Origin of the sequence: Bradyrhizobium sp. AZCC 1721 (assembly GCF_036924715.1) — a bacterium.
GTDB lineage: Bacteria > Pseudomonadota > Alphaproteobacteria > Rhizobiales > Xanthobacteraceae > Bradyrhizobium.
On the sequence record NZ_JAZHSB010000001.1, the window covers coordinates 4,174,264 to 4,186,159 of the forward strand.

At 63.9% G+C, this 11,896-nt stretch carries 12 protein-coding genes and 1 pseudogene; 8 read left to right on the top strand and 5 right to left on the bottom strand.

What is annotated here, in order from left to right; genetic code table 11:
- Nucleotides 1-37 precede the first annotated feature (37 nt).
- The 3 genes from rpsI to V1273_RS19980 all read right to left on the bottom strand — a co-directional run bounded on the left by rpsI (nt 38) and on the right by V1273_RS19980 (nt 1,563).
- The gene (gene rpsI, locus V1273_RS19970) at nt 38-514 is read right to left on the bottom strand and encodes a 30S ribosomal protein S9 (RefSeq protein WP_028345743.1); all 477 of its coding nucleotides are present in this window, start codon (nt 512-514) and stop codon (nt 38-40) included.
- Nucleotide 515: 1 nt separating this feature from the next.
- Nucleotides 516-980: a 50S ribosomal protein L13 gene (rplM, locus tag V1273_RS19975; protein ID WP_028345742.1), complete on the bottom strand. Its 465-nt coding sequence runs from the start codon at nt 978-980 to the stop codon at nt 516-518.
- Between the two features lie 154 nt (nt 981-1,134).
- Nucleotides 1,135-1,563: a PaaI family thioesterase gene (locus V1273_RS19980; RefSeq protein WP_334410636.1), complete on the bottom strand. Its 429-nt coding sequence runs from the start codon at nt 1,561-1,563 to the stop codon at nt 1,135-1,137.
- An 87-nt stretch (nt 1,564-1,650) separates the two neighbouring features.
- On the opposite strand from V1273_RS19980, the gene V1273_RS19985 reads away from it, so the two are divergent.
- The 8 genes from V1273_RS19985 to nadC all read left to right on the top strand — a co-directional run bounded on the left by V1273_RS19985 (nt 1,651) and on the right by nadC (nt 9,718).
- Nucleotides 1,651-2,475 carry an enoyl-CoA hydratase gene (locus tag V1273_RS19985; RefSeq protein ID WP_334363032.1) on the top strand — a complete coding sequence of 275 codons (825 nt, stop codon included), beginning with the start codon at nt 1,651-1,653 and terminating at the stop codon, nt 2,473-2,475.
- A gap of 118 nt (nt 2,476-2,593) precedes the next feature.
- Complete coding sequence (locus V1273_RS19990) at nt 2,594-3,178, top strand: CoA-binding protein (RefSeq protein WP_334410637.1); 585 nt, start codon at nt 2,594-2,596, stop codon at nt 3,176-3,178.
- A 153-nt stretch (nt 3,179-3,331) separates the two neighbouring features.
- Complete coding sequence (locus V1273_RS19995) at nt 3,332-4,612, top strand: O-acetylhomoserine aminocarboxypropyltransferase (RefSeq protein ID WP_057844256.1); 1,281 nt, start codon at nt 3,332-3,334, stop codon at nt 4,610-4,612.
- 234 nt (nt 4,613-4,846) lie between these two features.
- On the top strand, nt 4,847-5,272 hold the full coding sequence (locus V1273_RS20000; RefSeq protein WP_334382027.1) for a hypothetical protein: 426 nt from the start codon (nt 4,847-4,849) through the stop codon (nt 5,270-5,272).
- Nucleotides 5,273-5,316: 44 nt separating this feature from the next.
- On the top strand, nt 5,317-6,261 hold the full coding sequence (locus V1273_RS20005; RefSeq protein WP_442893753.1) for an NUDIX hydrolase: 945 nt from the start codon (nt 5,317-5,319) through the stop codon (nt 6,259-6,261).
- Nucleotides 6,262-6,315: 54 nt separating this feature from the next.
- Entirely contained in the window at nt 6,316-7,302 is a 987-nt protein-coding gene (gene nadA / locus V1273_RS20010; RefSeq protein WP_334410638.1) for a quinolinate synthase NadA, read from the top strand.
- Entirely contained in the window at nt 7,299-8,852 is a 1,554-nt protein-coding gene (locus tag V1273_RS20015) for an L-aspartate oxidase (protein ID WP_334410639.1), read from the top strand. Before nadA ends, V1273_RS20015 begins: the two co-directional genes overlap by 4 nt.
- Complete coding sequence (nadC, locus tag V1273_RS20020) at nt 8,849-9,718, top strand: carboxylating nicotinate-nucleotide diphosphorylase (protein ID WP_334410640.1); 870 nt, start codon at nt 8,849-8,851, stop codon at nt 9,716-9,718. Before V1273_RS20015 ends, nadC begins: the two co-directional genes overlap by 4 nt.
- A gap of 11 nt (nt 9,719-9,729) precedes the next feature.
- Here nadC and V1273_RS20025 read toward each other — a convergent pair.
- A pseudogene (locus V1273_RS20025) lies at nt 9,730-10,542 on the bottom strand (FTR1 family iron permease); the annotation flags it as partial.
- Nucleotides 10,543-10,692: 150 nt separating this feature from the next.
- Entirely contained in the window at nt 10,693-11,784 is a 1,092-nt protein-coding gene (locus tag V1273_RS20030; RefSeq protein WP_334410641.1) for a COX15/CtaA family protein, read from the bottom strand.
- Nucleotides 11,785-11,896 lie beyond the last annotated feature (112 nt).

An 11,896-nucleotide genomic window follows, 5' to 3' on the forward strand; every position in this document is an offset into this window, starting at 1 on the left:
TGAATGCAGCAATCCGCTGCAAATTTTAGCGAAGCAATTAGCGCTTCGAGAACTGGAACGACTTGCGCGCTTTCGCCCGGCCGTACTTCTTGCGCTCCACGGTACGGGAGTCGCGGGTCAGGAAGCCGCCCTTCTTCAGCACGCCGCGGAGATCGGGCTCGAAGTTGGTCAGCGCCTTCGAGATGCCGTGACGCACGGCACCCGCCTGGCCCGACAGACCGCCGCCGGCGACCGTGCAGATGACATCGTACTGGCCGGCACGCGCGGCCGCGACCAGCGGCTGCTGGATCAGCATGCGCAGCACCGGACGGGCGAAGTAAATCTCGACTTCGCGGGTGTTGACTGTGATCTTGCCGGCGCCCGGCTTGATCCAGACGCGGGCGACCGCATCCTTGCGCTTGCCGGTGGCGTAGGCGCGGCCGTATTTGTCGACCTTCTTGACGTATTTCGGCGCTTCCGGAGCGGCCGTCTTCAACGACGCCAATTGGTCGAGCGACTGCATGGTATCCGACATCTTATGCGGCCCTCATGTTCTTGCGGTTCATCGAAGCGATATCAACCTTCTCGGGCTGCTGGGCTTCATGCGGATGTTCGGCGCCGGGGTAGACGCGCAGATTCCCCATCTGCACGCGTCCGAGCGGACCGCGCGGGATCATGCGCTCGATGGCCTTCTCGACCACGCGCTCGGGGAAACGACCCTCGAGGACCTGTTTCGCGGTGCGTTCCTTGATGCCGCCGATGAAGCCGGTGTGCTTGTAGTAGACCTTGTTGTCGCGCTTGCGACCGGTCAGCACCACATGCGCCGCGTTGATGATGATGACGTTGTCGCCGCAATCGACATGCGGGGTATAGGTGGGCAGATGTTTGCCGCGCAGGCGCATCGCGACGAGCGTGGCGAGACGGCCGACCACCAGACCTTTGGCGTCGATCAAGACCCACTTCTTCGTCACCTCGGCGGGCTTTGCCGAATAGGTTTTCATGTGAGGAAATCCGTGAAAATGGAAATCGGCGCCAGATGCGCCGAACTGGCGGGTTTCTAGAGAACGGCGCGTTGTCAGTCAACGCCAATGTTTGCAAATTACCGCAATAAAAACAACGGTTTAAAAATCTGGTGTAATATTACCTTTCAAAAGCCTATGTGTTTGGAATGGAATAGGTCGCCGTCACATGGGCGATCGGATCGGGCGACGAGCCTGACAGCAGGTTGACCTCGCCAACCGCCAGCCGCTTACCGAGTTTCAGCAGGCGCGCTGCGGCCAGCACGTCCTCTCCCGGCTGGCCCTTGCGCAGGAAATTGATGTTGAGATTGGTCGTTACCGCCAATCCCACCGGGCCGATCGCCGAGAGCAGCACCACATACATCGCGAAATCGGCCATCGCCATCAGGGTCGGCCCCGACACGGTGCCGCCGGGACGCAGCATGCGCTTGTCATAGCGCCGCCGCAGCAGGCAAGTCTCGCCGTCGGCGCTCTCGATGGTGATATCGCCATCGCTGAAGGCTTGCGGAAATTCCTCGCGGAGGAACTTCTCCAGCTCAGCCACGCTCATTTTCGCTGCCGCCATGCCACCTCTGCCCCTCGATTATGACTGCCTGTTACATTACGTTGTCATCAAAGCCAAAATGAAAATCTTGGAGTGGAAACCTCAGAGATGACCGCCCAAACTGCTCGCGCACCCACGCCGCAACCTCCGATCCTGCTGCAGGAAAATATCGGCAGCATCCGGGTGCTCACGCTCAACCGGCCGGCGGCGCGCAACAGCCTGTCGGAGGGGCTGATCGCCGAGCTGCACGGCGCGCTGAAGGAAGTCCACGACGACAACAGCGTGCGCGCCGTCGTCATCGCGGCCAACGGTCCGGCGTTCTCCGCGGGCCACGACATGAAGGAATTGACTGCGCGCCGTACCGATGCCGATCGCGGCCGCGCCTATTTCGCGCAGATCATGAACGCCTGCAGCGCGATGATGCAGGCTGTCGTGCACCTGCCGAAGCCCGTCGTCGCCGCCGTGCAGGGCATCGCGACCGCCGCTGGCTGCCAATTGGTGGCGAGCTGCGATCTCGCGGTCGCCTCCGAGGCGGCAGGCTTCGCGACCCCCGGCGTCGATATCGGCCTGTTCTGCTCGACCCCCATGGTGGCGCTGTCGCGCAACGTCCCGCGCAAGCAGGCGATGGAGATGCTGCTCACAGGTGAACCGATCTCGGCGACGACGGCGAAGAATATCGGCCTCATCAACCGCGTCGTTGCCGCCGGCACCGAGCGCGATGCGGCGATCGCGCTGGCGCAGAAAGTCGCGCTCAAATCCGCCTATACCGTCAAGCTCGGCAAGGAGGCTTTCTATCGTCAGGCCGAAATGAGCCTCGCTGAGGCCTATCGCTATGCGGCCGAAGTGATGACCGAGAACATGATGGCGCGCGACGCCGAGGAAGGCATCGGCGCCTTCATCGAGAAGCGTGAGCCGAAGTGGCAGGATAAATAGACGGCCCTTATCCTGAGGAGCCGCGAAGCGGCGTCTCGAAGGATAGAGGCCCGTCTGTGGCCTCATGGTTCGAGACGCGCGTTCCGCGCTCCTCACCATGAGGATCTGAGGAAATCAAATGAACCACGACGCCTACGACGACAATTATATCCGCGGCATCCTCAACTCCGTGAAATCGATCGCGATGGTCGGGGCCTCGCCGGTCAATGTGCGGCCGAGCTACTTCGCGTTCAAATATCTGGCGCAGCGTGGCTACGACATGATTCCGGTCAACCCCGGTCATGTCGGAAAGCAGCTACTCGACAAGCCTTTTGTCGCCTCGCTGTCAGATATCGGCCGTCCCGTCGACATGATCGACATCTTCCGCAGCTCCAGCCACATCATGCCTGTCGTCGACGAGGCCCTGACATTGTCGCCGTTGCCAAAAGTGATCTGGATGCAGCTCGGCGCGCGCGACGACGCGGCTGCCGCAAAAGCCGAGGCCGCCGGCATCAAGGTGGTGATGAACCGCTGCCCGAAGATCGAGTATGGTCGGCTGTCGTCGGAGATTTCATGGATGGGCGTCAATTCGCGCACGCTGAGCTCGAAGCGCGCGCCGATCCCGACGCAGGGCATGCGGCTGTCGCTGAACCGGATGAGCGTCGGCGGCGGGGCAACGGCAGCATCGGATCGCGCCGCAAAGAACAAAGGCGAGCCGACGTGAAGCAATGAGAAACAATTATTTCGAAGACGCGGCCTGACGAAGCAGACCCGTTTCCAATCCGCCGCATGTGAACGCTTCGCCTTGACGGCGGACGCGGCTGCGATCAGCATCGTCAACGCATTTCAAGCAAGCCAGAGAACAGGACGAAGAAGAATGACCGACCGTCTCCCGGGATTTTCGACCCTTGCCGTGCATGCCGGCGCGCAGCCCGATCCCACCACCGGCGCGCGGGTGACGCCGATCTATCAAACCACGTCCTTCGTATTCAATGATGCCGACCATGCCGCCTCGCTGTTCGGGCTGCAGGCGTTCGGCAACATCTATACCCGCATCGGCAATCCCACGACCGCCGTGCTGGAAGAGCGCATTGCGGCGCTGGAAGGCGGCACCGCAGCGCTTGCGGTTGCCTCGGGACACGCGGCGCAAGTCGTCGTGCTGCAGCAATTGCTGATGCCGGGCGACGAATTCATCGCCGCGCGAAAACTCTATGGCGGCTCGATCAACCAGTTCACGCATGCGTTCAAGAGCTTTGGCTGGAACGTGGCGTGGGCCGACCCCGACGATATTGGCAGTTTCGAGCGCGCGGTGACGCCGCGCACCAAGGCGATCTTCATAGAATCAATCGCCAACCCCGCCGGCAGCATCACCGACATCGAGGCGATCGCGGAGGTGGCCCGCAAGGCCGGCGTGCCGCTGATCGTCGACAACACGCTGGCAACGCCATATTTGATCCGCCCGATCGATCACGGCGCCGACATCGTCGTGCACTCGCTGACGAAATTCTTGGGCGGCCACGGCAATTCGCTCGGCGGCGTCATCGTCGATGCCGGCACCTTCGACTGGTCGAAGGACAACAAGTATCCGATGCTCAACGAGCCGCGGCCGGAATATCACGGCATCAGGATCCAGGAGACGTTTGGCAATTTCGCCTTCGCGATCGCCTGCCGCGTGTTGGGTCTGCGCGATCTCGGCCCCGCGCTGTCGCCGTTCAACGCCTTCATGATCCTGACCGGCATCGAGACGCTGCCGCTGCGCATGCAGAAGCATTGCGAGAATGCCAAGGCGGTCGCGGAATTTCTGGCCGGCCATCCCGCGGTGGCATCGGTGAACTATGCGGGCCTCGCCAGCGACAGGTACAACAAGCTCGCGCGCAAATACGCGCCGAAGGGCGCCGGTGCCGTATTCACCTTCAGCCTCAGGGGCGGCTACGACGCCGGCGTCAGCCTGGTGTCGAACCTGAAATTGTTCTCGCATCTGGCCAATGTCGGCGACACCCGCTCGCTGGTGATTCACCCGGCCTCGACCACGCACAGCCAGCTCGACGACGACGCCAAGGTGAGAAGCGGCGCGGGGCCTGATGTCGTGCGCCTGTCGATCGGCATCGAGGACAAGGAGGATCTGATCGCGGATCTGGAGCAGGCGCTGAGCGCGTGATACCGCCGTCATTGCGAGGAGCTCGCGACAAAATTGCAAAGCAATTTTGCGCTGAAGCGACAAAGCAATCCATTGTATCCCCGAGCGGAGAGATGGATTGCCTCGCTGCGCTCGCAATGACGGAGCGGGCAGTCGCCCGATCGTCTACCCCAACCCGCCGTAACAAGCCTCTCATTAAAGGTCATTCCGGCATAAAGTGGCGAGGACCCGCCCCCGAACGATTCGGAGCCAACCATGCTGCGCTGGACGATGTCATTGCTGATTGCGACGTTCGTGATCGGAACCGCTGTCGCCGCCGACGGCCCCGCCGCCACCAAGCGCGCCACGGTTCGTGCCGCCAGCAATTTGCCGCCGGGCCTACCCCGGGCGCATTACAATTACCGAACCACGGTCGCCCCCGCCGCACCGCTCTACGTGCGGCGCGGCCGCCAACTGGTGGTCGTCGCCGAAGACGAGCCCGAAGTGCTGATCAAGCCGGTGGGCGTGATGCCCTACGTGCCGCTGGTCAGGGGTACGCCATTGCTGCCCGGGTCGTCGACGCTGCCCGGATATTACGGAACGAGCCATTCCTACAGCTATGACGGCCCTTATTATGGCGGCTCCTATACACCCTACTGGGCTCGCCTGCCCTACGCCTGCGGCGTGTACGGATATTGCTAACGGCCCATCAGCGACGGAGACGGACAACAGAGGTGGCAGGGGCATTGAAGAAAGACAGGGCAACAGGTTCTGCCAACGCGGTCACGGCGGATCTGGTCGCCGTCCTCGTCGCCGTCACCGAGGGCGAGCCCAAGATCATGACCATCGCCAACGATGGCGCGCTGCCGAGCGGCCCATTCGAATTCGCGCACCGTTCGCTGCAGACGGGATTGCGGGCTTGGGTCGAGGCGCAGACCGGCCATCCGCTCGGCTATGTCGAGCAGCTCTACACGTTTGCCGATCGTGGGCGCGCAGGAGATGCCAAGTCACCGCATTCGATCTCGATCAGCTATCTGGGCCTGACTCGTGAAGACAAGGTCGGCCAGGGTTTTGAGGCGCACTGGTCCGGCTGGTACGAGTATTTTCCATGGGAGGATCGCCGGGCCGGCCTTCCCGCTTCACTGGCCAAGACATTGGCGTCGCGGCTGCGGGCGTGGGCGAAATCCGCTGAGACCACCGGCCTGCAGCGCCAACGCTGGCAGCGCGCCGCCATCACGTTTGGCCTCGACGATCGCGAATGGAACGAGGAGCTGGTGCTGCAGCGCTATGAGCTGCTCTATGAAGCCGGCTTGATCCCGGAAGCGGTGCGTGACGGCGCGGCCGCCACGACCGTCATCCCGGGTAAGCCAATGACCGGAGATCATCGCCGCATTCTTGCCACCGGGATCGCGCGCCTGCGCGCCAAGATCAAATACCGCCCCGTGGTGTTCGAACTGATGCCGGCGGAATTCACCCTGCTGCAACTGCAACGCAGCGTTGAGGCGCTTGCAGGCCGGCTGGTGCACAAACAGAATTTTCGGCGCCTGATCGAGCAGCAGCAACTCGTTGAGGAAACTGGCGCAATCGCCGCCGACACCGTCGGCCGCCCCGCCAAATTGTTCAGGTTCCGCCACGGCGTGCTGGCCGAGCGGGCGATCGCCGGAACCAAACTTCCCTTATCGCGCACTTGACTTCGATTATGCTCAGGATAAGTATAAGCCAAGATATACTCACGGAGAGTATAAATGGCCAACCTCAGCTCCTCAGCGCTCGCCCGCACCGCGCCGCTTTACGATCGGGTCAAACGGGTCATCCCGCCGCCTGAATGGGCCGTCTTTGCCGACGATGTCGACGCCATTCTGGCGCTCAAGCGCGAGCGCAACGCCGTCGTCCTGGCGCATAACTATCAGACACCTGAAATCTTCCACGGTGTCGCCGACATCGTCGGCGACAGCCTGCTGCTGGCGCGCGAAGCCACCAAGGTTAATGCCGACATCATCGTGCTGGCCGGCGTGCACTTCATGGCCGAGACGGCCAAGCTGTTGAATCCGGAAAAGACCGTGCTGATCCCCGACCTTGCGGCCGGCTGTTCGCTGGCGGATTCCATCACCGCGCAGGACGTCCGGTTGATGCGCCAGCGTTATCCCGGCGTTCCCGTCGTCACCTATGTCAACACCTCGGTCGCGGTGAAGGCGGAATCCGACATCTGCTGCACCTCCGGCAACGCGCTCAAGGTCGTGGAGTCGCTCGGCGTGGAGCGGGTGATCATGCTGCCGGATGAGTACCTCGCCCAGAACATCGCCACGCAGACGGACGTGAAGATCATCGCATGGAAGGGCCATTGCGAGGTGCACGAGCTGTTCACGGCGTCCGACGTCCGGCAACTGCGCGAAAATCATCCTGATGTGACCATCCTGGCGCATCCGGAGTGCCCGCCCGAAGTGGTGGCGGAAGCCGATTTCTCCGGCTCCACGGCCGCGATGTCGGATTACGTCGGCAAGCAGCGGCCGCCCCGCGTCGTGCTGCTGACGGAATGCTCGATGAGCGACAACGTTTCCGTGCTCCATCCCGACGTGGAGTTCATCCGGCCCTGCAATCTCTGTCCGCACATGAAGCGGATCACACTGAAGAACATCCGCCATGCGCTGGAAACCGGCCGGCATGAGGTAACGATCGATCCCGCGATCGCTGCGCCCGCCCGTCGCGCGGTCGAAAGGATGCTGGCGCTATGAGCACCGAGATTTCAGCGCTCAATCACCGTCCCGTCATCATCGGCGGCGGCGCCGCCGGATTGATGACGGCGCTTCAGATGGCGCCCGAGCCGGTCGTATTGCTGTCGAAGGCACCGCTCGGCGCGGAAGCCTCGAGCCTGTGGGCACAAGGCGGATTGGCCGCAGCGATGGGCGAGGATGACGACCCTGCCCTGCACCTGGCCGATACGCTGGCCGCTGGCGCGGGCCTGTGCGACGAGGCCATTGCGAGCCGGGTCGTTCAGGCCGCGCCTGCCGCAGTCGAACATCTCGCACGGCTTGGCGTTGCCTTCGATCGTACGCCCGATGGCGGCTGGCGGCTTGGCCTCGAAGCCGCCCACAGCCGCAACCGGATCGTGCACGCCACCGGCGACGGCACGGGTCGCGAGATCATGCGCGCGCTGATTGCAGCGGTACGCCGCTGTCCGTCGGTCACGCTGCTGGAGGGCGTCGAGGCGCGCAGCCTGATCGTCGAGGATAACGCCATCAGGGGCGTGCTCGCGGTGAACGCGCAGAGGCCGCTGGTGATCGATACCGGTCGTGTCGTGATCGCGACGGGCGGTATCGGTGGACTGTTCCTCGACAGCACTAATCCTGCCGGCTGCTACGGCCAGGGACTGGCGCTGGCGGCGCGCGCAGGCGCGCTGCTCGCCGATCTCGAGTTCATCCAGTTTCACCCGACCGCCTTCGACGGGCCGTCGCGCCCGATGCCGCTGGTGACCGAGGCCGTGCGCGGCGATGGCGCCATCCTGATCGACGATACCGGGCAGCGCTTCATGGCGGATCAGCCAGGTGCCGAGCTCGCGCCCCGCGACATCGTCGCGCGCGCGGTCTGGCGCCGTCGCGCGGAGGGGCATCGCGTTTTCCTCGACGCGCGCAAACATCCGGGAGCGGAATTTGCAGAACGCTATCCCGTCATCTCCGCCTTCTGCAAAATGGCCGGGATCGATCCCGCGGCCGATCCGATTCCGGTGAGGCCGGCGGTGCACTACCACATGGGCGGTATCGCCGTTGATGGCGAAGGCCGCAGCAGCGTGGACGGCCTCTGGGCCTACGGCGAGGTCGGCCGCACCGGGCTGCATGGCGCCAACCGGCTCGCCAGCAATTCGCTGATGGAAGCCATCGTCTGTGCGCAATGGGTTGCAGAGAGCGTCACCGGCGCGAGCCACGGCCCGCTGAAAGCGCGCGTGGCCAACGCACCTGCGCCCGCGTCCGATCCTTCGGCCATACGGCCGATCCTGTCGCAAGGCCTTGGCGTGCTCCGCGACCGGCACGGCATAGAGCGCGCGATCCGCAGCCTCCATCCGCTCGCCAACGGCAGAAGTGCGGCAGCCGATCCCGCGCTGGTGGGATTGATGATCGCGGTCGCCGCCTGGCGGCGCGAGGAAAGCCGCGGCGGGCATTTTCGCACCGACTTCCCCGATGTCCTGCCTTCGGCCGTATCCTCATCCATCTCGCTCGCGGACGCACTCGACGCCGCGCGCGACATCGTTGAAACCGGTTCGCTGTTTGCCGGGAGTGCCCAGCCTTGACACTAACCCCGCTTCTGCCTGTCGTGTACGAGCCGGCGGTTCGAACCGCCCTGCTGGAAGACTTGGGCCGCGCCGGCGATATCACCGCAGACGCGATCGTTCCGACGGACAAGCGCGCCTCGCTGGTGCTGCGCGCGCGCCAGCCCGGCGTCGTGGCCGGGCTCGACATCGCGTGCTGTGCATTTCAGCTCGTCAATCCTGCCATCCAACTCGAAGCGGAGCGCCCTGACGGCAGCGTGGTGGCGCCGGGAGATGTGATCGCCGCTATCGAGGGGCCGGCACGCGGACTATTGACCGGCGAACGGACGGCGCTGAATTTTCTCTGCCACCTCAGCGGCGTCGCGACCGCAACGGCCTCGCTGGTATCGGCCGCGCAAGGCACCAAGGCGCGCATCGTCTGTACCCGCAAGACGACGCCCGGGCTGCGCGCGCTGGAAAAATATGCGGTCCGCGCCGGCGGTGGCAGCAATCACCGCTTTGGGCTCGACGACGCCATTCTGATCAAGGACAACCATATCGCACTGGCCGGCGATATCAGGATCGCGATCGAACGCGCAAAGGCGCATGCCGGCCACCTCGTCAAGATCGAGGTCGAGGTGGATACGCTAGCCCAGCTTGAACAGGCGCTCGCGATCGGCGTCGATGCCGTCCTGCTCGACAACATGGCGGTCGAGGAGCTGCGGCAGGCGGTGGCGATGACCGGCGGTCGGGCGATCACCGAAGCCTCCGGCCGCATCACGGCCGAGACGGCCAAAGCGATCGCGGCAACTGGCGTCGATCTGATTTCCGCCGGCTGGCTGACTCACAGCTCCGCCGCGCTCGATATCGGCCTCGACTATCTCGGACTCAATCGGCAGGCAGCGTAGCTCTCGGCGGACTACTCAGCCGCACGCATTGCCTTGTCCTCGCGCATCAGGCGGTTGTTGCGCTGGACCACCGAATAGCTCGCCAGCGCAAACAGGACCACTAGGCCCTGGATCGACAGCGCTTCCATGGAAGGATTCAGGCCGATCGCGGTCAGAAACGCCGAGCCCTTCACCTCGGTGACCGTGATGATCGCCTGTTCCTGGAACTCCTGCACCGCCTCGCCGATGAACTTGATCGCCATCACGAACAGGAACGCCGAGGTGACGATGAACAGCGGCCGCAGCGGAAGCTTCCGCGCAATCAGGTTGATGAAATAGAACAGCACGGCGAGGCCCACCATCGCCACCGCAAGCCCGGCGAACAGGCCCGCGCTCCAGCCGCCCTCGGTCTTCGCCAGCGCATGGATGAACAGCACGGTTTCGGCACCCTCCCGGAACACCGCGAGGAAAGCCAGTGCGCCGACCGCCCACACCGTGTCCTGCGACAGTGCGCGGTCGGCTTTATGCGCGAGATAATCCTGCCAGCCGCGCGGGTCCTGCTTCACCATCAGCCAGCCGCTGACATAGAGCATCAGGGCGGCGGCGATGAGAATGATGACGCCCTCGAGGATATCGCTGTGGTCGCCGGAGTTCAGCACCGCAAACAGCCAGGCGGCGACGAAGCTGGCGCCGACCGCGGCGAGCGCGCCGCCGTACAGCGCCTGAATGCGGTGGGCGGCACCGGCCTTGGTCAGGTAGCCCGCGAGTGCCGCGATCACCAGCATGGCTTCGAGCCCCTCACGAAGCAGTATGATGGCGGCCTGGATGAAAGCTGACGACATGAAACTGAACCTTTGTTTTGGCTCGTTTTATCGTCCAAACGATTCAAGTAAAGCGGTCGCACGCCACCCAGATGCGTCAAGGCCGTCGCGCAGCAAGAAACCCCTGCAAATCGGGCACTTCCCGCAATGACAGCAGATTAGAATTGCTCAATTTCAGCCGGGCTGTCCGAGCGGCATCGCCAGCTTCTGCCTATCGTGCTCGGTACGCCGCGCAACCAGGCGCTCGGTCTGCAGAACCGCCAGCGTCAGGACCACGATGGCTGTGGCCTGATGCGCCAGCGCGAGATCGATCGGCACCTGATGCAGTAGCGTCAGAATGCCGAGCCCGGCCTGCAGCGCGATCGCCGTCACCAAAGACCAGGCGCCGCCGACCACGGCAACACCGGCCCGTGACCTCACGCTATCGACCGCATGAAAGACCGCCAGCGCCAGCAGCGCGTAGGCAGTCATGCGGTGTTCGAACTGCACAGTGAGCGTGTTGTCGAACAGATTGCGCCACCACGGCTCTTCGAAGAACAGCCGCGCCGCTGATGGAATGAAGGCGCCATCGATCTCGGGCCAGGTGTTGTACACCCGGCCTGCGCGCAGGCCCGCGACCAGCGCGCCGAAATAGAGCTGCAGGAAGGTCAATGCCAGCAAGGCCACGGCGGTTATCTTCAGTCGTGGCGCCGCCGCAGGTTGCGGACGCGCACGCATCCGCCGCAGCGTCCAGATGATCGACGCAAAAATGATCAGCGCCAGCACCAGATGCGTCGCCAGCCGATATTGAGATACCTCGGTCCGTTGGGACAGGCCGGAGGCGACCATCCACCAGCCGACCGCCCCCTGCAGCGCGCCGAGGCCGAAGATCAGCCACAACCGCTTCTTCAATTCGGCGCTGAACGCGCCACGCCACAGAAAGTACAGGAACGGCAGCAGGTAGACCGCGCCGATCACGCGTCCGAGCAGCCGATGGCTCCATTCCCACCAGAAGATGGTCTTGAACTCGGCAAGGCTCATGCCGGCGTTGAGTTCGCGGTATTGTGGAATGGCCTTGTAGCCCTCGAACGCCTGCGCCCATTGCGCCTTGTTGAGCGGCGGCAGCGTGCCGGTAACCGGCTTCCACTCCACGATCGACAATCCGGATTCCGTCAGGCGCGTAGCGCCGCCGACCAAGACCATGACCGCAATCAGCGCGGCAACCACGATCAGCCACCATCTGACGGCGCTGGCATGCGGGGCCTGCTGTGCGGAACTAGCGGTCATAAAAGCCCGTTTTGAAATCCGTCCTGGCTCGCCCCGAAGGCGCGCTTGATTGAATTGGCGCGCCCCTTATAGTCCGCCCCTTCCTGCGCGCAACCCGCCACGAGCCTGATAT